Origin of the sequence: Geodermatophilus amargosae, from assembly GCF_041028265.1 — a bacterium.
GTDB classification, from domain to species: domain Bacteria; phylum Actinomycetota; class Actinomycetes; order Mycobacteriales; family Geodermatophilaceae; genus Geodermatophilus; species Geodermatophilus amargosae_A.
Genome location: NZ_JABGCW010000023.1, coordinates 43980 through 63875 on the forward strand (window position 1 = coordinate 43980; position 19896 = coordinate 63875).

At 76.7% G+C, this 19896-nt stretch carries 16 protein-coding genes; 6 read left to right on the plus strand and 10 right to left on the minus strand.

Annotated elements, in window-relative coordinates; genetic code table 11:
* Positions 1-468, minus strand: a complete 468-nt coding sequence (locus HLV61_RS22435) for a GNAT family N-acetyltransferase (protein ID WP_369259537.1) — start codon at positions 466-468, stop codon at positions 1-3.
* Between the two features lie 47 nt (positions 469-515).
* Between HLV61_RS22435 and HLV61_RS22440 the strand changes: the two genes are divergently transcribed.
* Complete coding sequence (locus tag HLV61_RS22440; protein WP_369259539.1) at positions 516-1940, plus strand: amidase; 1425 nt, start codon at positions 516-518, stop codon at positions 1938-1940.
* Positions 1941-1990: 50 nt separating this feature from the next.
* On the opposite strand, the gene ppk2 is transcribed toward HLV61_RS22440, so the two are convergent.
* The 7 genes from ppk2 to HLV61_RS22475 all read right to left on the minus strand — a co-directional run bounded on the left by ppk2 (position 1991) and on the right by HLV61_RS22475 (position 12179).
* Positions 1991-3019, minus strand: coding sequence for a polyphosphate kinase 2 (gene ppk2, locus HLV61_RS22445; protein ID WP_369259541.1), 1029 nt, complete (start codon positions 3017-3019; stop codon positions 1991-1993).
* 19 nt (positions 3020-3038) lie between these two features.
* Complete coding sequence (locus HLV61_RS22450) at positions 3039-3749, minus strand: hypothetical protein (protein ID WP_369259543.1); 711 nt, start codon at positions 3747-3749, stop codon at positions 3039-3041.
* Between the two features lie 164 nt (positions 3750-3913).
* The gene (locus HLV61_RS22455; RefSeq protein ID WP_369259545.1) at positions 3914-5245 is read right to left on the minus strand and encodes an alkaline phosphatase; all 1332 of its coding nucleotides are present in this window, start codon (positions 5243-5245) and stop codon (positions 3914-3916) included.
* 263 nt (positions 5246-5508) lie between these two features.
* Positions 5509-10428 carry an NAD-glutamate dehydrogenase gene (locus HLV61_RS22460; RefSeq protein ID WP_369259547.1) on the minus strand — a complete coding sequence of 1640 codons (4920 nt, stop codon included), beginning with the start codon at positions 10426-10428 and terminating at the stop codon, positions 5509-5511.
* Between the two features lie 56 nt (positions 10429-10484).
* A complete protein-coding gene (locus HLV61_RS22465) occupies positions 10485-10853 on the minus strand; it encodes a phage holin family protein (RefSeq protein ID WP_369259549.1) in 369 nt (122 codons plus the stop codon).
* Between the two features lie 184 nt (positions 10854-11037).
* Positions 11038-11409: a nuclear transport factor 2 family protein gene (locus tag HLV61_RS22470; RefSeq protein ID WP_369259551.1), complete on the minus strand. Its 372-nt coding sequence runs from the start codon at positions 11407-11409 to the stop codon at positions 11038-11040.
* A gap of 53 nt (positions 11410-11462) precedes the next feature.
* Positions 11463-12179, minus strand: a complete 717-nt coding sequence (locus HLV61_RS22475; protein WP_369259553.1) for a GAP family protein — start codon at positions 12177-12179, stop codon at positions 11463-11465.
* A gap of 74 nt (positions 12180-12253) precedes the next feature.
* Between HLV61_RS22475 and HLV61_RS22480 the strand changes: the two genes are divergently transcribed.
* From HLV61_RS22480 to HLV61_RS22490, 3 genes are all read left to right on the plus strand, one after another.
* Positions 12254-12853 carry a TetR/AcrR family transcriptional regulator gene (locus HLV61_RS22480; RefSeq protein ID WP_369259555.1) on the plus strand — a complete coding sequence of 200 codons (600 nt, stop codon included), beginning with the start codon at positions 12254-12256 and terminating at the stop codon, positions 12851-12853.
* Between the two features lie 54 nt (positions 12854-12907).
* Positions 12908-14095: an AAA family ATPase gene (locus tag HLV61_RS22485; protein ID WP_369259557.1), complete on the plus strand. Its 1188-nt coding sequence runs from the start codon at positions 12908-12910 to the stop codon at positions 14093-14095.
* 98 nt (positions 14096-14193) lie between these two features.
* The gene (locus HLV61_RS22490) at positions 14194-15117 is read left to right on the plus strand and encodes an alpha/beta hydrolase (RefSeq protein ID WP_369259559.1); all 924 of its coding nucleotides are present in this window, start codon (positions 14194-14196) and stop codon (positions 15115-15117) included.
* 22 nt (positions 15118-15139) lie between these two features.
* Here HLV61_RS22490 and HLV61_RS22495 read toward each other — a convergent pair whose 3' ends face one another.
* A complete protein-coding gene (locus tag HLV61_RS22495) occupies positions 15140-16912 on the minus strand; it encodes a SpoIIE family protein phosphatase (RefSeq protein ID WP_369259561.1) in 1773 nt (590 codons plus the stop codon).
* A 155-nt stretch (positions 16913-17067) separates the two neighbouring features.
* Between HLV61_RS22495 and HLV61_RS22500 the strand changes: the two genes are divergently transcribed.
* The gene (locus HLV61_RS22500; RefSeq protein ID WP_369259563.1) at positions 17068-18717 is read left to right on the plus strand and encodes a SpoIIE family protein phosphatase; all 1650 of its coding nucleotides are present in this window, start codon (positions 17068-17070) and stop codon (positions 18715-18717) included.
* A gap of 115 nt (positions 18718-18832) precedes the next feature.
* Complete coding sequence (locus HLV61_RS22505) at positions 18833-19291, plus strand: ATP-binding protein (RefSeq protein WP_369259565.1); 459 nt, start codon at positions 18833-18835, stop codon at positions 19289-19291.
* A gap of 4 nt (positions 19292-19295) precedes the next feature.
* Here HLV61_RS22505 and HLV61_RS22510 read toward each other — a convergent pair whose 3' ends face one another.
* Positions 19296-19895, minus strand: a complete 600-nt coding sequence (locus tag HLV61_RS22510; protein WP_369259567.1) for a GDSL-type esterase/lipase family protein — start codon at positions 19893-19895, stop codon at positions 19296-19298.
* Between the last annotated feature and the right edge of the window lies 1 nt (position 19896).

A 19896-nucleotide genomic window follows, 5' to 3' on the forward strand; every position in this document is an offset into this window, starting at 1 on the left:
TCAGGCACCCGGGACGCGCCCGCGGAGGGCGGTGGGCTTCTCGAAGCAGACGGTGCCCGGGTGGTCCCTGAAGTACCCGTAGCACGGGATCTCCCGCCAGCCGGCGCTCCGGTAGAGCTGCAGCGCCTCCGGCTGCTCCGTGCCGGTCTCCAGACGCAGCAGCCGGTGACCGCGCGCGGCGGCCAGCTCCTCGACGCGCTCGAGCAGGAGCCGTCCGATCCGGTGCCCCCGCGCCCCGGGGTCGACGTACATCCGCTTCACCTCGCCGATGCCGTCCTCCAGCGACCCGAGGGCCACGCACCCGACGGGGTGACCGTCCAGGCGCGCGAGCAGGCACACGGCGCCCGCGGACAGACCCGGGCCCGCGTCGTCCACGCCGTAGCGGGCCATCACCTCCCGCTCCTGTGCCGCCACCAGCCCCAGCAGGGCGGGGTCCTCGCTCGTCGTCACCTCGATGACCGGCTCCACGCACCGATCGTGCCGCCCCGCGCGGCCGTCCGTGGCACCCTCCCCCGGTGACCTCGAGAGCCCCCGACGACGACCTCTGCCTGCGCCCGGCCACCGAGCTGGCCGCGCTCGTGCGCGCGAAGGAGGTCTCCGCGCGGGAACTGATCGAGGCGCACCTGGCCCGCATCGAGCGCATCGACCCGCAGGTCAACGCGATCGTCACCCTCGACGCCGAGGGCGCGCGGGCCGCGGCCGACGCCGCCGACGCCGCCCTGGCCGCCGGGGAGGAGGTCGGCCCGCTGCACGGCCTGCCGGTGGCGCACAAGGACACCCACGCCACCGGCGGCATGCGGACGACGTGGGGCTCGCCGCTGCACGCCGACACCGTCCCCGCCCGCGACGAGCTCGTCGTCGAGCGGCTGCGCCGCGCGGGGGCGGTGCGGGTGGGCAAGACCAACGTGCCGGAGTTCGCGGCCGGCTCGCACACGTTCAACCCGCTCTTCGGCGCCACCCACAACCCGTGGCGGCACGGGCTGTCGGCGGGCGGCTCGAGCGGCGGCGCGGCGGCCGCGCTGGCCGCGGGACTGGTGCCGGTGGCCGAGGGCAGCGACATGGGTGGCTCGCTGCGCAACCCCGCGGCCTTCTGCGGCGTCGTCGGGCTGCGGCCCTCGCCGGGCCGGGTGCCGACCTGGCCGGCGGGCCTGGGCTGGGCGACGCTGTCGGTGCAGGGCCCGATGGGCCGCACGGTCGGCGACGTCGCGCTGACGCTGTCGGCGATGGCCGGCCCCGACCCGCGGGTGCCCATCGCGCTGTCCGAGGACGGCGCCTCCTTCGCCGCCCCGCGCCCGGCGGAGCTGCGCGGGCTGCGGGTGGCCTGGGCACCGGACCTCGGCGGCCTGGTGCCGGTCGAGCCGGTGATCCCGCGGGTGCTGGCCGAACTGCTGCCGCAGCTGGAGGCGCACGGCGCCGTGGTCGAGGAGGCCTGCCCGGACCTGCGCGAGGCCGACGAGGTGTTCGGCACGCTGCGGGCGTGGCTGTTCGAGGCCACGTTCGGCGACGTCGTCCGCCGCTCGCCCGAGAAGGTCAAGGAGGCCATCCGGCGCAACGCCGCCCGCGGCGCGGCGCTCAGCGGAGCCGACGTCGCCCGCGCCGAGCTCGCCCACACCCGGCTGCACGAGCAGGTGGTCGGGTTCTTCGACCGCTACGACGTGCTGCTGGCGCCGACCACCCAGGTGCTGCCCTTCCCGGTCGAGCAGGAGTACCCGACGGAGGTGGCAGGCGTGCCGCAGGAGGACTACCTGGGCTGGATGCGCTCCTGCACGCTGGTCTCGGCCACCGGGTGCCCCGCGCTGTCACTGCCCGGCGGCTCCACCGCCGACGGCCTGCCGGTGGGCCTGCAGGTCATCGCTGCGCCGCGCGCCGACCTGCGCCTGCTGGAGGTGGCCGCCGCGATCGAGCAGGTCACCGGACCGGCGCGCCTCCCCTCGCTCTGACGTCGTCTGCGGCTCTCTGGCTCCGGGAGCAGAGAGCCGCAGACGAGAGGTCATCCGGTCCGGACCACGCGGGGCCGAGGCGGGGCGACGGGGGCGTCGGAGGACTCCTCCAGCACGTCGGCGGCCGAGCCGACGATCAGCGGGTCGGGGTCGCCGACGACGTCGCAGTCCTTGCCGTCGTAGTCCAGCCGGCACAGCACGTGCCGCATCGCCTCGAGACGGGCGCGCTTCTTGTCGTTGCTCTTGATGACCGTCCACGGCGCGTGCTGCGTGTCGGTGTGCAGGAACATCGCCTCCTTGGCCTCGGTGTAGGCGTCCCACTTGTCGAGGCTGGCCAGGTCGGTGGGCGAGAGCTTCCACTGCCGCACGGGGTCGATCTGGCGGACGACGAAGCGGGTCCGCTGCTCGCCGCGGGAGACCGAGAACCACAGCTTGAACAGCCGGATGCCGCTGGCCACGAACATCCGCTCGAGCTCGGGGGCCTGCAGCAGGAACTGCTGGTACTGCTCCTCGGAGCAGTAGCCCATGACCCGCTCGACGCCGGCGCGGTTGTACCAGGAGCGGTCGAACAGCACGATCTCCCCGGCGGCGGGCAGGTGCTGCACGTAGCGCTGGAAGTACCACTGGGTCTGCTCGCGCTCCGAGGGCTTGTCCAGCGCGACCACGCTGGCGCCGCGCGGGTTGAGGTGCTCGGTGAAGCGCTTGATCGTGCCGCCCTTGCCCGCGGCGTCCCGCCCCTCGAAGACGATGACCAGCCGCTGGCCGGTCTCCTTGACCCAGCCCTGCAGCTTGAGCAGCTCGATCTGCAGCCGGCGCTTCTCGATCTCGTACTCCCGGCGCTCCATGCGCTCGGTGTACGGATAGCCCTCGCGCCAGGTCTCGACCAGCTCGCCGTCCGGGCCGAAGAGCTGGCGGTCGTCGTCCCAGTCCTCGTCGCTGTGCTCGTCGGGGAGGGCGTTCAGGCGCCAGCGGCTCAGGTCGAGGACCTCGGCCTCCTTCGGCGCCTCGGTGGTGGTGCGGGACGGTTCCCCGTCGAACGTCTCGGCGTCCTCGCTGTGGGCGAGCGTCTCGGGCTGCACGGGTCCCCCTCCGGGCCGGTCACGGACGGGGTCGTCCGTACCCCCTCCACGGGCGGACAGTCCCGGAGCCGTCCAGGACCGGCGCGCCGGACTCCAGCACGTGGGCCACCGCGTACTCGGCGAGGGCGGCCAGCGCCCGCGCGTCGTGCCCCGGCTGCAGCGCGGACAGCAGGTGGACCTCCAGGACCCCGCTGCCGGCCGGGCGCACGGCGACCGGGCAGACGGCGGCCTGCGCGTCGACGGCAGGGGCGAGGGCGCGGGCGCGGAACCGGCCGGGGTCGTCCGCGGTCGCGCCCTCCCCGGGGGAGGCGGTCACGGTGGCGCCCGCGCGGAGCAGCGCGGTGACCTGCGCCCGGACGGTGCCGCTGCCGTCGTCGACCAGCAGCCCGCCGCGGCGGGCCAGCGTGCGCAGCAGCGGACGGGCGGCCAGCGCGGCGTCGACCACCGGCGTGCCGGGGACGACGGTGGCCAGGGCCAGCACGTCGGCCCACCCGGAGGCGTTGGCGACCACCAGGCGCGGGCCGCGCGGCCAGGCGACCGGCGGGTTCACGACCCGCACGCGCAGGCCCTGCGCCAGGAGCAGGTCGGCGGCGGTGCACACCCGCAGACGCTGCTGGCGGCGGTCCCCGCCCCAGGTCGCGGTGGCGGCGCGGACGGCGGTCCGGGCGAGCACGGGGGTCATCCCGCTGCGCGCGGGGGTGCGGACGGGGGTGGGCGTGCCGTGGTCCATCGGTCCTCCCGGCGGCGGGACGGTGTGTCCGCACGCCAGGGTCGGGTGTGCAGGTGTCCGCCGGATGACGGCGACGCGGAGACCACGGGTCGGCCCGGGGAACCCGCCCGCACGCGCCGGGGCCCGGGACCGGCGGTCGCCGGCCCCGGGCCCCGGGGAGTGCGTCAGTCGAACAGCACCGCGGACACCACGTCGTGCAGGTGGGTGTTGGGGTAGTAGCCGGTCAGGTCCTCGCTGCCCGGCCCCTCCGCGGTGACGACGGTCGGGACGCCGGTGTGCGAGGTCGTCGTCCAGTCGAGCGCGAAGTCGTACGCGCCGCCGGTGCCGGCGACGACGAACGGGCCGTCCTCACCGGACTCGGTCCCGCCGGCGATCGACGGGTCGAGCGTGCCGCCGGGGCCGCTCTCGTCCTCGGCGTCGACGTCCTCGATGGTCAGCCCGCCGCACTCGTGGTCGCCGGTGACGATCAGCAGCGTGTCGGGGTGCTCGGCCACGTACGCGCGGGCCACCTCGACGGCGTCGTCGAGGGAGCGCATGGACTCCAGCATCCGGGCGCCGTTGTTGTTGTGGCTCATCTCGTCCACGGCCTCCTCCTCGACGAGGAGGAAGAACCCGTCCTCGTCCTGGGAGAGGACGTCCAGCGCCCGCGTGGTCATGTCGGCGAGCGAGACGACCGGGTCGAACTCGTCGCCCTGTCCCTCGGGACGCTGCTGGAACATCTCCTCGTTGGCGAACAGCCCGAGCAGCAGGTCGGAGTCGGCGGCGGCGAACTCCTCGGCGGTGCTGACGTACTCGTAGCCGAGCCCCTGGGCCTGCGCGACGAGGTCGCCCTGCGTGCTGCGGGACACCTCCGGGTCCTCCTCGTCACCGGCCCGGGGCGGGTAGGTGCCCTCGTCCCCGGCGGGCAGCCACCAGTCCTCGCCGCCACCCAGGATCACCTCGGGCCGGCTGACCTCGAGGTACTGGCGGGCGATGTCGTCCTGCGCGGCGCGGTCGGCGCTGTTGGCGAAGAACGCGGCGGGCGAGGCGTCGGTGACCTGCGCGGTGGTCACGATGCCGCCGGCCAGGCCCGCCTCCTCGGCCTGCTGCCCGATGGTCGGCAGCGGGTTCCCGTCGACGTCGACGCTGATCGCGCCGTTGTAGGTCTTCTGGCCCGTCGCCCACGCCGACGCCGAGGACGCGGAGTCGGTGACCGTGTCCTCCGGGTCGCGCGCGTCGGTGGTCTGCAGCCCGGCGATCGGCAGCCGGTCCATGGCCAGCTGCCCGTCGAAACCCTCCTGCTCGAGCCGGGCGGCCTCGCGGTGGGCGGCGCCCATGCCGTCGCCGTTGACGAAGATGACGCTGCGCGGGTGCCCGTCGCCGGGGGCATGCCCGTCCCCGCCACCGGGGCCGCCGCCACCGGCGAACGCCCCCGTGAGCGGGAGCAGCGCCAGCGAGCCGCCCGCCACCGCGACCACGGTGAGCGTCCGCACCCGTCCTGTCCTCGTCGTGGTCATGGCCGTCCTCTCCTCGCCCGGTCCCCGGTTCGGCGTACGCCGGCCGGGAGATGCCCCCCACCGTGGGGTGTGAGGTGCGTCACCGGTCGGCGATGGCGGAGGTCCGGCGGCCGTGTTGCGGCCGGTCCGGGCGGTCCGTGACGGACCGGATCCTCACAGCCACCGGCCAGCCCGCTCCCGGGCTCGACCGAGGCGCGCGAGATCTGCACACCCGTGGCCTCCGGGGACCGGAGGGCCCCGGGTGTGCGGATCTCGCGGGGGGCTCAGCGGCGGCGCAGGCCCCGCAGGGTCCGGACGGCGACCAGCAGCTCGGGCAGCTCGTGCCGGTCGCCGGCGGCGATGTCGGCGAGCTGGGCGGCGGCCCGGCGCTGCGCGGGCTCCCAGCCCTCCACCCAGGCGCCCACGAGCGACGCGGCGTCCGGAGGGGTGGCCGGGCCGCTCCCCTGCACGGCCAGCACCTCCACGGCGAGCTCGGCCTGCTCGGCGGCGAGGTCGTCGCGCAGCGCGGCGCGCGCCATCGACGGCCAGCGGCGGTCCCGGGGCAGCGCGGTGACCAGGTCGCGCAGCGGCACCAGCGACAGCCGCTCGGCCAGCTCCTGCGCCACCCGCCCGACCAGCTCGATCGGCGCACCGGTCCGCTCGGCGACCACCGCGAGGTCCAGCGCCGCCGGCAACAGCGGCGCGGCCGCGAGCTCCCCCGCCAGCTCCGCGGGCACGCCGGAGGCCTGCAGCTGCTGCGCCCGCTCGGCGTAGGCGGCGGCCTCGTGGCCGAGCAGCCAGCCCGGCAGGCCGGCCCGCACCGCCGCGACGGGCGCGGCGAACCGGTCGGTCACGGCGGCGATCCCGGCCGGGGGCCGGCTGCCGAGCTCGGGCAGCCGCAGCAGCCAGCGCGCCGCCCGCTCGGCCAGCCGGGTCGCCTCGGTGCGCAGCTCCACCTGCACCGGCGCGGGCACCCGGTTGTCCAGCGGCCGGACGGCGTCCCACAGCCGGTCGACGTCGAACACCGCGCGGGCCACCGCGTGCGCCCGGACGACGGCGGCGAGGTCCAGGCCGGTCTCCTCCGTGAGGCGGAACAGGCCGGTCACCCCGGCGGTGTTGACCCCCCGGTTGGTCAGCGCGGTGGCCACGATCTCCCGGCGCAGCGGGTGCGTCCCGATCGCCCCGGGGAACCGCTCGCGCAGCGCGGCGGGGAAGTAGTCACGCAGCAGCCGGGCCAGGGCGGGGTCGTCGGGCAGGTCCGAGGACAGGACGGCGTCGCTCACCTCCAGCTTGGCGTAGGCCAGCAGCACCGACAGCTCCGGGCTGGTCAGCGCCTGGCCGTCGCGGCGCCGCTGGGCCAGCGCGCGGTCGTCGGGCAGCGCCTCGACGGCGCGGGACAGCCGCCCGGAGCGCTCCAGCGCCCGGAGGAACCGCTCGTGCGCGTCGAGCAGGCTGCGCGCGGAGGTGGCCTCCGTGGCGAGCGTGGCGTTCTGCGCGTGGTTGTCGGTGAGGACGGCGACGGCGACCTCGTCGGTCATGTCGGCGAGCAGCGCGGCCCGCCCGCCGGCGTCCAGCTCGCCGGCGTCCACGACCCCGTTGAGCGCGATCTTGATGTTCACCTCGTGGTCGGAGGTGTCCACGCCCGCGGAGTTGTCGATGGCGTCGGTGTTCACCCGGCCGCCGGCCAGCGCGAACTCCACCCGCCCGCGCTGGGTGAGGCCGAGGTTGCCGCCCTCCCCCACCACCCGCACGCGCAGCCGGCCGCCGTCGACGCGGACGGCGTCGTTGGCCTTGTCCCCGACGTCGACGTGGCTCTCGGTCGCGGCCTTGACGTAGGTGCCGATGCCGCCGTTGAACAGCAGGTCCACCGGGGCGAGCAGGACCGCGCGGATCAGCTCGACCGGCGAGAGGGTGTCGACGTCGGCGTCGAGGCCCAGCGCCGCCCGCATCGGCTCGCTGACCGGCACCGCCTTGGCCGTCCGCGGCCACACGCCGCCGCCGGCGCTGATCAGCGCGGGGTCGTAGTCGGCCCACGACGAGCGGGGCAGGTCGAACAGCCGCCGGCGCTCGGCGAACGACGCGGCGGCGTCGGGGGTGGGGTCGACGAACACGTGCCGGTGGTCGAAGGCGGCCACCAGGCGGATGTGCTCGCTGAGCAGCATCCCGTTGCCGAACACGTCGCCGGACATGTCCCCGACGCCGACGACGGTGAACTCCTGGCTCTGCACGTCGACGTCGAGCTCGCGGAAGTGGCGGGTCACCGACTCCCAGGCGCCGCGGGCGGTGATGCCCATGGCCTTGTGGTCGTAGCCGACCGAGCCGCCGGAGGCGAAGGCGTCGCCGAGCCAGAAGCCCCGCTCCAGCGCCACGGAGTTGGCCAGGTCGGAGAAGGTCGCCGTCCCCTTGTCCGCGGCCACGACGAGGTAGGCGTCGTCCCCGTCGTGGCGGACCACCCGCGGCGGCGGCACCACCTCGCCACCGATCACGTCGTCCGTCAGCGACAGCAGGGCGCCGATGAACAGCCGGTAGCACGCCTGGCCCTCGGCCTGGACCTCCTCGCGGGAGGCGCCCTCCGGCGGGGGGGTGCGGACGACGAAGCCGCCCTTGGCGCCGGTGGGCACGATGACGGTGTTCTTCACCATCTGCGCCTTGACCAGGCCGAGGACCTCGGTGCGCAGGTCCTCGCGCCGGTCGGACCAGCGCAGACCGCCGCGCGCGACCGCGCCGAAGCGCAGGTGCACGCCCATCACCCGCGGGGAGCTGACGAACACCTCGCGGGCCGGGCGCGGCTCGGGCAGGTCGGGGACGGCGTGCGGGTCGAGCTTGATCGCCAGCGGCCCGCCCGCGTAGTAGGTGGTGCGCTGGGTGGCGGTGACGGCGGCCAGCAGGCTGGTGAGGACCCGGTCGGCGTCGAGGGTGTCGACCCGGCCGATCGCCTCCCGCAGCGAGGCGGCGAGGTCCTCCTGCCGCCGCGCGCGGCCGGACTCGCGGTCGGGGGAGAAACGGGTCTCGAACAGCGCCACCAGCCGGGCGACGACGTCGGGGTGCGCGGCCAGCGTCGTCTCCACGTACCGCTGGCCGAAGGGCAGGCCGGCCTGGCGCAGCCACTGCACGTAGGCGCGCACCACCGTCACCTGCCGCCAGTTGAGCCCGGCCAGCAGCACCAGCGCGCCCAGGCCGTCGTCCTCGGCCTCGCCGCGCCACACGGCGGCGACCGCCTCGGTGAAGCGCTCCGGCAGCGACCCGGGGAAGGGCAGCTCCCCGCCGGGCGCGGTGAGCCCGAAGTCGTAGATCCAGGCCGGCGGGGCGCCGATCCGGTCGATCTCGTAGGGCCGCTCGTCGACGACGTCGACGCCCATGTGCTGCAGCACCGGCAGCACGTCGGACAGCAGCAGCCGCTCCCCCACCCGGTAGACGGTCAGCCGCGGCTCGGCGGCCCCGGCACCCCTCGGGCGGCGCAGCCGCAGGCCCAGCTCGCCGGGCCCCAGCGCGTCGAGGCGGGCGAGGTCCTCGACGGCCGTCGTCGCCGGGAAGTCCTCCTGGTAGGCCGCGGGGAAGGCGTCGGCGACGCGGGCGAGCACCTGCTCGGCGCCGTCGCCGTGGCGGGCGCCCAGGGCCTCGGCGAGGTCGTCGAACCAGCTGCGGGCGACGGCGGCGAGCTCCTGCTGCAACGCCTCGGCGTCGACCTCGGGGAGCGCGGGCGTCCCGCCCCGGCCCACCGGCACCCGGACGACGAAGTGCAGCCGGGCCAGCACGGACTCGGTGGACCGGGCGGTGAACTCGATGTCGCGCCCGCCCAGCCGGGACAGCAGCAGCTGCTGCATCGCCAGCCGGACCTCGGTCGTGTAGCGGTCGCGGGGCAGGTAGACCAGCGCCGACCAGAACCGGTCGAAGGGGTCGCGGCGCAGGAAGAGCCGGGTCTGGCGGCGCTCCTGCAGGTAGAGCACGGCCAGCGCCACGGGCAGCAGCTCGCCGGCCGGCGCCTGGAACAGCTCGTCGCGCGGGAGGGTGTCCAGGACGTCGACGAGGGTCTTGCCGGTGTGGCTGTCGGCGGGCACGCCGGAGCCCTCGACCACCTCGGCGACCCGGCGGCGGACCAGCGGCACGTCGCGGACGCCGGCGGTCGCCGCCGCGTTGGGGAACAGCCCGACGAACCGGTGCTGGCGGGCCGGGCGATCGCCGTCGGCGGGCACGGTGACCGCGACCAGGTCCAGCCAGGCGCGGCGGTGCACCGTCGAGCGGATGTCGGCCTTGGTGACGGTCACCAGCGAGGGGCCGAGCGGGCCGGCCGCCTCGGGCAGCGCCGCGGCGTCACTGCGCAGCACGCCCAGTCCCGTGCCGGGGACCGCGCGCACGGTGTCGGCGACCTCGGTGTCGCGGGCACCGAGGAAGACGAAGTTGCCGTCGGCCAGCCAGCGCAGCAGCGCGGCGGCCTCGGCGGGGTCGTCGGCCGGGTCGGTGACGGGGTCCGCTCCGGGGGCGGTCCCCCGCTCCTCCAGCCGGGCCGCCACCTCCAGGGCGCGGGCGGCGGTGCGCGGGGCGTCCTCGTCGACCGCGCGGACGTCGGCGAGGACGGTGCGCAGCCCGGTCACCAGGTCGCCGGCGGCCTCGTCGTCGAGCGGGCCGTCCAGGACGACGGCCATCCAGGACTCGGCCAGCGCGTCGGGGCCGCAGCCGGCGGCGGCCGTGCCGGGGCTGTCGCAGAAGGCGCGCAGCGCGCCGGAGACGTCCCGGCGGACGACGACGACCGGGTGGACGACGTGCTGCAGGCCGGCGCCCTGCCGGACGACCTCGGCGGTCACCGAGTCCACGAGGAACGGCATGTCGTCGGTGACGACGAGCAGCAGTCCCCGCCCGTCGGCCAGCCGCTCCACGACGACCGTGGCCGAGCCCTGCGGACGGACCCCGGCCAGGCGCAGGTGGCGCAGCGCGAGCGCGGCGAGGTCGTGCGGCCCGTGCCCGAGGACCTCGGCGGCCGGCTCGCTCCAGTAGTAGCGCTGCAGCAGGGCCGGGAGGTCCGCGGGGTCGCAGCCGGCGGGCAGACCGGGGCCGTCGGCGCTCCCGTCCAGCGAGCCCGCCGCGGCGTCGGCCGCCTCGGCCAGCAGCGCCCGCTTGCGGTCGTTGGCCTCCTCGAGGGCGACCAGCGCGGGCGGGACGTCCTCCGGTCGGCCGGGGACGACGGTGTCCGCGCCGGTGGTGCTCATGCCGCCCGACGCTAGTGCGGCCGGGCGGCCGCGTCATGACGACGCGGCCTCCGCCGTCAGCGGCGGTCGAGGAGCAGGTCGAACACCCAGCTCGCGGCCGCCACGATCAGGCCGCCGAGGACCGCGGCGCCGAAGCCGTCGACGTCCAGCCGGCTCGACAGCGCCGCCGTCAGGCCGAACAGCGCCGCGTTGATGACCAGCAGGAACAGCCCGAGGCTCAGCAGGATCGCCGGGAAGGACAGGAACCGCAGGATCGGCCCGACGACGGCGTTGACCACCGCGAACAGCAGGGCCAGCCAGGCGAAGGTCACCGAGATGCCGAGGACCGCGTTGGGGTTGGTCTGCACCTCGATGCCCGGCACGTAGCGGGCGACGAGGTAGAAGACGACCGCCATGAGGACGACCTTGACCAGGAACTTGATCACGGGCACACGCTAGCGGCGCAGCCTGTGAGCGACGGTCTGCCTTCGTCTAGCGGTCTCTCGGGTCGGAGCTAGAGACCCGCAGACGACCCACGACAGGCACCCCGGTGATCACCGCGCGTCCACGGTCGCCCCGGGAGTCGCCCACGCCGCCGTGGACGGGTGGTGATCACCCGGGGCGCCCACGTCACAGCACCGGCGTCTGCGTGTAGAGCGCGAGCCGCCACCGGCCGCCGTCGCGGACGTAGAGGCTCGTCATGACCGCGGTGAACGGCTCGCCGTCCGCGTCGCGCCAGCCGCGCCCGGTGTAGAGCAGCGCCGCGGCGTCGTCGCCGGCGGGCACGGGACGGACGTCGGCGAGGTCGTAGTGGTGCCAGGGCGGGGAGGCCCCGAGTGCCGCGACGACGGCCCCGCGCTCCATCACGGCGCCGTCGGCGAGCACCATGACGCCGTCGTCGGTCATGACCTCGCCGTAGAAGGCGGCCGCGGTCCCGTCGCACAGCGCGTCCCAGCCGCGCCGCTCGAGGGCCAGCAGTTCCCGGAGGACCACGTCGTCCATGCCCGGGGACCATGGCCCCGGTCTCCCGCCGGCGTCCAGCCCGTGCGCGCCGGTCAGCGCAGCGGCAGGGCGTCGGAGACGAGGAAGAGGCCGAGCAGGAACAGGACCCAGGCCGTCGCCTCGCCGGCGTTGCGCGACATCCACGCCTCGATGCGGGTGAGCGCGGGCGTGAGGCGGTCGTGCAGCGCCGCCCGGACGGCGAGCAGGACCAGCGCCGGCAGGACCATGACCAGGCAGTAGCCGGCCAGGACCGCGACGGTGGGCGCGACGCCGACGCCGGAGGTCACGAGGAGGGCGATCGCGGCGAGGTAGGGGACCATCGACGCCGCCTCGACGCCCACGGCGGCCGCCGCGAGGACCACGACCGCGCCGGGCGGGCCCTCGCCGCGCGCGCGGTCCCGCCAGCGCGCGAGCCGCCCGGGCCCGCGGGCGGCGCGGGCGGCCCGTCGCTCCTCCTTGCCGGCCCGCGTCCACGGCTCGACGGTCAGCCCGAGGACGAGCAGCACGATGCCGGCGACGAGCTGGGCGATCCGGCCGCCGGTGCTCTCCAGGGCCGTGCGCAGCGGGTCGAGCACCTGCCCTGCTCCCAGCGCGAGCGCGACGCCGAGCAGGAGGTAGGCGGCGGCCACGGTCGAGAGGAACAGCAGTACCCGGCCCACCCGGACGCGGCCCGGCGCGAGCATCAGCCACAGCGGCAGGACCAGCGTACCGACGCTCGTGCTGTCGACGAGGGCCAGCCCGGTCAGGGCCAGCAGGGCTCCGGGCTCCACGTCGCCTCCCGGCTCTTGGCAGCACGGCTGTGCTGTCAAGAGCCAAACTAGCACAGCCGTGCTACAACGGCGCCGTGCCGAGGACCGTGGATGCCGCGGAGCGCCGCCGGGAGATCGCCGCCGCCGTCTGGCGGGTGATCCGGCGCGACGGCGTGCAGGGCGCGTCCGTGCGCGCCGTCGCCCGCGAGGCGAGGACGTCGATGGGCGCGCTCCGGCACTGGTTCGCCACCCAGGACGAGCTGCTGCACTTCGCGATGACCCTGGTGGTCGAGCACGCGCGGGCGCGGGTCGAGGCCGTGGTGGCCGGCGCGGTCCCCGACGGCGCCCTCGCGCTCCGCGTGCTGGAGGAGACCCTCCCGCTCGACGACGAGCGGCGGGCCGAGGCCGAGGTGTGGCTCGCCCTCACCGCGCGCGCCCTCACCGCCCCCGCCCTCGCCGCCCTGCGCGACCGCTCCGCCGAGGACCTGTTCGCGCTCTGCCGGTGGGTGCTCACCGTGCTGGCCGATGCGGGCGACCTGCGGCCCGGGTCGGACCCGTCACTGGAGGCCGAGCGCCTGTACGCCGTCCTCGACGGACTGGCCGTGCACGCCGCCACCCGCCCGGCCGCCCTGCCGGCCGGGCGCGTGCGACAGGTGCTCGCCGCCCACCTCGACAGCCTGCACGACACGCGCTAGCCGGTTCTACCGATCTCTAGGTCGTCCGCTAGACGGGGCCATACGGTGCTCGACGTGGACCCCGTGCGGAACCCCTACGCCCCCGGAGCCGGCCAGCGCCCGCCCGAGCTGGCCGGCCGCGACGACGAGCTGTCGGCCTTCGACGTCGTCCTGGAGCGGATCGCCCGCGGCCGCCCCGAGCGCTCGCTGGTGCTCACCGGGTTGCGCGGCGTCGGCAAGACCGTGCTGCTCAACCAGCTGCGGTCGGCGGCGATCAGCCGCGGCTGGGGCACCGGGAAGATCGAGGCGCGGCCGGACCGGTCGCTGCGCCGGCCGGTCTCCTCGGCGCTGCACATGGCGCTGCGCGAGCTGCGGCATCCCGACCAGGAGTCGATGGACGCCGTCCTCGGCACGGTGCGGGCCTTCGCGCAGCGGCTCACGACGGCCGACGCGAAGCTGCGCGACCGCTGGCAGCCGGGCATCGACGTCCCCGCGACCACCGGCCGCGCGGACTCCGGCGACATGGAGATCGACCTGGTCGAGCTGCTCAGCGACGCCGCGGGGCTGGCCGCCGACGTCGGGAAGGGCGTGGCGCTGTTCATCGACGAGATGCAGGACGTGCAGGCCCCCGACGTCTCGGCCATCTGCGCGGCCTGCCACGAGCTGTCCCAGCAGGGCGCGCCGCTGATCGTCGTCGGCGCGGGACTCCCCCACCTGCCGGCGGTGCTGTCGGCGTCGAAGAGCTACTCCGAGCGGCTGTTCCGCTACCTGCGCATCGACCGGCTGGACCGGCCCGCCGCCGACCGTGCGCTGCTGGCACCCGCCGAGCGCGAGGAGGTCACCTTCGAGCCGGCCGCCCTCGACGCCCTCTACGCCGCCGCCGACGGCTACCCCTACTTCGTGCAGGCCTACGGCAAGGTCACCTGGGACGTGGCGGCCGCCTCGCCCATCACCGCCGGCGACGTCGCGGTGGCCGCCCCGGTGGCCGAGGCCGAGCTCGCCGTCGGGTTCTTCGGCTCCCGCTACGACCGGGCCACCCCGGCCGAGCGGGAGTACATGCACGCGATGGCCGACCTCGGCGGCCCGGCCGGCACCCCGGTGGCGACGTCGGAGGTGGCCGCGACGCTGGGCCGCAAGCCGGCGTCGCTGTCCCCCGCGCGCGACTCGCTGATCAAGAAGGGGCTGGTCTACTCCGCCGAGCGCGGCCAGATCGCCTTCACCGTCCCCCACTTCGGCCGCTACCTCCTCCGCCACCCCGACTAGGCCGACCGGCGGAGATGGCCGTCCCTGCCGCCGGGACGGTCGTCGGGGGCGACGGTGGGCACCGAGCGGCTCGGCGCGGAACCGTGCAGGGTGGGCCCGTGGCAGAGCTCCGTGACCCGGTCCAGATCAGCGTCCCCGTCGACGGCGGTGACCTCTCGGCGCTGTACTGGGCGGCCGACGCCCCCGGCTCCCCCATCGCGGTGCTCGTGCACGGCATCACCGCGAACGCGATGGCCTGGGCCCGCGTCGCGGCGGCGCTGGCCGGCGGCTTCGAGGTGGTCGCGCCCGACCTGCGCGGTCGCGCCGGCTCGGCCGGCCTGCCCGGCCCCTACGGCCTGGAGCGGCACGCCCAGGACGTCGCCACCCTGCTCGACCGGTTCGGCGCCGACGACGACGCCGGTGCCGACGCCACCGTGCTCGTCGGCCACTCCATGGGCGCCTTCGTCGCGGCGCTGGCGGCGGCCGGCCCGGCCCGCGACCGGGTGCACGGCCTGGTCCTGGTCGACGGCGGCCTGGCCCTCGCCGAGCCGCCCGGCGCCGACGTCGACGCCAAGCTCGCCGCCGTCCTCGGCCCGTCGCTGGAGCGGCTGTCGACGACGTTCCCCGACCTGGCCGCCGTCCGCGCGTTCTGGGAGCGGCACCCCGCCGTCGGCCCGTGGGTGGACGTGCCCTCGGTCGCCGCCTACCTCTCCCGCGACCTGGTGCCCGGCGAGACGCCGCTGCGCAGCGCGTGCGTGCCCGAGGCGGTCCGCGTGGACGGCGGGGACGTGCTGCTCAACGAGCGGGTCCTCGAGGCCACCACCGCCCTGCCGGTGCCCGCGACGCTGCTGTGGGCGACCCGCGGCCTGTTCGACCAGCGGCCCGGCCTCTACGACGAGGTGCGGCTGGCCGGGCTGGGGCTGGAGCCGTCCGGGATCACCGCCCGCGAGGTGCCCGACACGAACCACTACTCGATCCTGTGGGCCGAGCAGGGCGTGGCCGCGGTCGCCGACGAGGTCCGGGCGGCGGCCGCGCGCGCCTGAGCGGGGCGGCCGGCCCGCGCGGTCAGGCGGGGCGGCCGAGCAGCGGCGGCAGGACCTCCGGGCCGGCCTCCGCGGGCCGCTCCCCCGCGACCGGGTGCGCCCGCACGGCGAGCACCGCGACGTCGTCCTCGGCACCCGCCCCGAGCATGCCGGCGAGCAGCCCGTCGCACAGGTCGTCCAGCGACCGGCCCGCCGAGGCGGCCAGCAGCTCCCGGAGCTGCTGGCGGCTGTCGTCGAGGGGGACGCCGCGCCGCTCGAACAGGCCGTCGGTGAACAGCAGCAGCGTGCTCCCCGGCGGGACCAGCACCTCGCCGTCGGCGCGCGGGCCGCGCCACCCGATGCCCAGCGGCGGGCCGACCGGCGCGGCGAGGTCCCGCACGGTCCCGTCGGGCAGCAGCAGCATCGGGTCGGGGTGCCCGGCCGAGGACCAGCGCAGCCGGCGGATCCCCGCGGCCCGGTCGGTGTCGTCCTGCTCGACCCGGCAGACCAGCGCGGTGGCCATCGCGGGCACGTCGAGGCCGACGAGGGCGTGGTCGACCCGGCGCAGCACGCCGGCGGGCTCCTCGAGCCGGTCGAAGGCGATGGCGCGGACGAGGGTCTTGACCTGCCCCATCGCGGCGGCGGCCTCGATGTCGTGGCCCATGACGTCGCCGATGACCAGCACGGTGTCGCCGTCGGGCTGCAGGAAGGCGTCGTACCAGTCGCCGCCGATCGAGACCCCGCGGGTGGCCGGCCGGTAGCGGACGGCGAGCTGGAGGTGGTCGGGCTGCACCGGCGGGGACAGCAGGCTGCGCTGCATCCGCTCGGCCACCTGTGCGGCGGCGCCGGCCAGCCGGGCGTTGTCCAGCGCCAGGGCGGCCCGCCGGGAGGCGATCTCGGCCGTGCGCAGCTCGAGCTCGGTGTGCGGTCCCCGGGCCGGGCCGTTGACGAGCGTGAACGCGCCGAACTGCTCCCCGCGGGCCAGGAGCGGGAAGGTGGCGACGGCGGAGGGGCGCAGCGGCTCCAGCGCCTCGCGGCCCACCTCGTCGGCGACCATCGCCGCGACGTCGTCCTCGGTGAGGTCGGCGATGACCACCGGCCGGCCGCTGGCCAGCGCCGTGGGCACCGGCGCCGCGGGGCGGTTGCTCCGCACCCGCAGGTCGGCGTAGCGGTGCATGGCGCCGACCATCGCGGGATCGCTGTGCGCGCGGCCGACGTCGCGGCGGGTGCCGTCGGGGTCGACCACGCTGACCAGGCACCAGTCGGCCAGCAGCGGGACGACCAGCGCGGCGAACCGCGCGACGGCCTCGTCGACGTCGGTGGTGGCGGTCATGGCCTGGCTGATGTCGCCGAGCAGCACGAGGTGGCGGGCCGAGGCCTCGGCGTGCGCCGCCGCCGCGGCGGCCTGCGCGGCGGCCGCCTCGCGCGCCGCGACGGCCGCGGCGCGCTCCTCCTCCGTGCGCCGGCGCAGCGTGACGTCGTCGTAGGTGACCACCAGGCCGGCGCCGGTGAGGAAGGCGTCGGCGCGGAACCACCTGCCCAGCGGGCCGAACCAGGCCTCGGTCGAGCCGGACTCCCCCGTCTCCCGGACGTGCCGGTACAGCTCCTCGAACGGGCCGCCGACCGCCTCGGGGAACTGCTCCCAGATCCCCTGGCCCTGCAGGGCGTCCACGGTGCGGTCGAGCACCGCGGCGCCCGCGGGGTTGACGTAGCTGAAGCGCCAGTCGGCGTCGAGGACGAACAGCGGCCGGTCCATCCCCTCCACGGCCTGGACCAGCAGGTCGCGGGGCGGCGGGGCGGCGCCGTCCGGGGTCATGCGCCACATGCTCCCCCATGGCGGGGCGTACGCCGAGGTAGCCGTACCGGTCCGGGTGATCACGACGCGCCGCGTGACCCGTTGGCAGCGCGGTCCGCACCCGCCACGATCAGGGGGCCGACGACGTCCGGACGGGCCGGCGAGGGGGTGTGGGCATGGCCGATCCGCTGAGACCCCCGCTCCGCGCCCAGCCGACCGTGCCCGTCTCCTCCCCCCTCGGCGCCCGCGCGCTGGCCGGGTTGGTCGACCGGCTGCCGGTCGCCGTCCTCGCGCTCGACCCGGCCGGGCGGCTCACCTGGCTCAACGCCGCCGCCGAGCGGCTGCTGGGACGGGGCGCCGCCGTGCTCGTCGGCCGGCCGCTCGACGACGGCGTCACCGGCAGCCCCGGTCACGCCCTGGCCCAGGCCTGCACCGAGGCGGCCGGCTCCGGCGAGCCGGTGACCGTCGCGGCCGGGGAGGGGGGCTGGTACGAGGTGCGGGCCGTGCCGGGGGCGGAGGGGCTCGCGGTGACCGTGGCCGACGTGTCCGGCCGCCGGGCGGTGCAGGAGCAGGCCGACCGCGCGGCGGCCCGCGCCACGCTGCTCGTGCGGGTCGCGGCCGAGCTGTCCGGGGCGCTCGACGGCGTCTCGGCGCTGGGCCGGCTCGCGCGGCTGGTGGTCCCGGTGCTCACCGACGGCTGCGTGGTCACCGTCGTCGACCGGGAGGGCCGCGCCCGCGACGTCGGCTCGTGGCACGCCGACCCCGAGCGCCGCGCCCTGCTCGCCCGCTACGCGCGGGTGCGGCTCGACCGGCTGCCGGCCGCCTCGCCCGTGGCACGGGCGCTGCGCGCGGGGACGCCGGTGAGCACCGCGGTGTCGGAGGTCCTGGCGGTCATGACCGACCAGACGACGCGGGGGATGCTGCGCGACCTGCGCGCGGAGTCGGTGGTCGTGCTGCCGCTGCCCGCCGAGTCCCGGACCGTCGGCGTGCTCACCCTGTACCTCGACGCCGGCCGGGCGATGGGCGGGACCGACCTCGCCACCGCCTGCGCCGTCGCGGTCCAGGCCGGGCGCGCGGTGGACCGGGTCGGGCGGCAGAACCGGCAGATCCAGCTGGCGGAGGCGCTGCAGCGCAGCCTGCTCACCGAGCCGCCGGCGTTCGCCGGCCTGGAGGTCGTGGTGCGGTACGTGCCCGCCGCCGAGGCGGCACGCGTGGGCGGGGACTGGTACGACGCCTTCCGCTCCCCCGCCGGCGACCCGGTCGTCGTCATCGGCGACGTCGTCGGCCACGACACCGCGGCCGCGGCCGCGATGGGGCAGCTGCGCGGGCTGCTGCGGGGGGTGGCGCACCGCGGCGGCGCGGGGCCGGCCGAGGTGCTGCGCGGCCTGGACGAGGCGATGGCCACCATGCACGGGGGCACGCTCGCCACGGCCGCGGTCGCCCGGCTGGAGGACGGCGGCCGGCGACTGCGCTGGGCCAACGCCGGCCACCCGCCGCCGGTGCTGCTGCTGCCCGACGGCCGGGTGCGGGCCCTGGACCACGGCAGGAGGGAGGGCGACCTGATGCTCGGCGTGGACGCGGCTGCGGTGCGGCGCGAGGCGACCGTGGACCTGGCACCCGGGACGACCGTCCTGCTGCACACCGACGGGCTGGTCGAGCGGCGCGGCAGCACGCTGGACGCGGACACCGCCCGGTTGCACCGCACGCTGGCCGAGCTCGCCGGGGCACCGCTGCCGGCCCTGTGCGACGAGCTGCTCGCCCGCCTGGTGCAGGGCACGCCGCAGGACGACGTCGCGCTGGTCGCCGTCTCCGTCGGGGCGGCGTGACGCCGAGATCCGCCTCACCCCGCGGGGCCAGGAGGGCGCCGGAAGGGTTGGCCGGCCGGCCGGCTGGGCACCGAGTCGTCGTCCCAGAGGAACTGGACGACGACGGAGAGAGGTCATGGGCCGACTTGCCTGGCCGCTGCGCCCGTTGCCCGACGGCCGGGGCGACCTGTGGCGCACGGACCTCGGGGACCTGGCCGAGCTGCCCGCCGCGCGGGCGGGGCTCCGGGACCACCTGAGCGCGATCGGTTTCCCCCGCGACCCCGACGACCCGGCCGCCGACCGGATGATCCTGGCTTTCGACGAGCTGGCGTCCAACGCGCTGCGCCACGGGGTGTGCCCGGTGGTGGCGACGGTGGTCGCCGGGACCGGCGGCTGGCTGCTCGACGTCAGCGACCGCGACCCCGACTCGATGCCGGCGCCGGCCGTGGGCCGGGACCCCGCGAAGGGCGGCCTGGGCCTCTACCTGGTGGCGCGGCTGTCGGTGGCGCACGGGTGGTACGTCGACGACGGGTGCAAGCACGTGTGGGCCTGCCTGCCCACGGCGATCGACGAGTGCGCGGTCACCTCGGCCTGACCCCTCAGCCCAGCCAGGCCCGCAGCGGGGGCAGCAGCAGGCCGGCGAGCAGCCGGTAGCCGCGGACGTCGGGGTGGATGCCGTCGCCGGCGCGCACGGCCTCGGCCCAGGACGGGTCGGTGGCCAGCGGTGCGGCCAGGTCGGTGAACGGGACACCGCGTGCGGCCGCCACCTCGGCCATGGCGGCCGACAGGGCGAGCGCGCGCCCGGTCTGCGCGCCGTCGCCGGGGGCGGGCGGCGGGCCGGTGACGAAGGCGGGCCACCCGGCCGCGTGCGCCTCGTCGAGCACCGCGGCGAGGACGTCGAGGGTGCGCTCCTGCGGAACGCGCGGGCGGCCCGTGGGCGCCGAGACGTCGTTGGCGCCGAAGGAGAGGACGACGCGGTGGTCGGTGCCGTCCCGCAGCCGGGCGCGGACCTCGGGGTACCAGCGCCGGGCGATGTCCAGGGAGGTCTCGCGGCGGACCCCGAGGGGGTAGCCGGTCACCGCGACCCCGTCGGCCCGCAGGGCCGCCAGGACGGGGCCGACCCACCCGGCGCCGGTCGGGTCGCCGGTGCCCGCGGTGAAGGAGTCGCCGACGAAGCAGATGCGCAGGTCCCGGGCCACG

What these genes read in the sequence shown, in the direction of transcription:
- HLV61_RS22500 (WP_369259563.1), top strand. Translation starts at nt 17,068, where the DNA reads ATGGCCGATCCGCTGAGACCCCCGCTCCGCGCCCAGCCGACCGTGCCC.
- HLV61_RS22470 (WP_369259551.1), bottom strand. Translation starts at nt 11,409, where the DNA reads ATGGACGACGTGGTCCTCCGGGAACTGCTGGCCCTCGAGCGGCGCGGC.
- HLV61_RS22495 (WP_369259561.1), bottom strand. Translation starts at nt 16,912, where the DNA reads ATGACCCCGGACGGCGCCGCCCCGCCGCCCCGCGACCTGCTGGTCCAG.
- HLV61_RS22505 (WP_369259565.1), top strand. Translation starts at nt 18,833, where the DNA reads ATGGGCCGACTTGCCTGGCCGCTGCGCCCGTTGCCCGACGGCCGGGGC.
- HLV61_RS22455 (WP_369259545.1), bottom strand. Translation starts at nt 5,245, where the DNA reads ATGACCACGACGAGGACAGGACGGGTGCGGACGCTCACCGTGGTCGCG.
- HLV61_RS22460 (WP_369259547.1), bottom strand. Translation starts at nt 10,428, where the DNA reads ATGAGCACCACCGGCGCGGACACCGTCGTCCCCGGCCGACCGGAGGAC.
- HLV61_RS22450 (WP_369259543.1), bottom strand. Translation starts at nt 3,749, where the DNA reads ATGGACCACGGCACGCCCACCCCCGTCCGCACCCCCGCGCGCAGCGGG.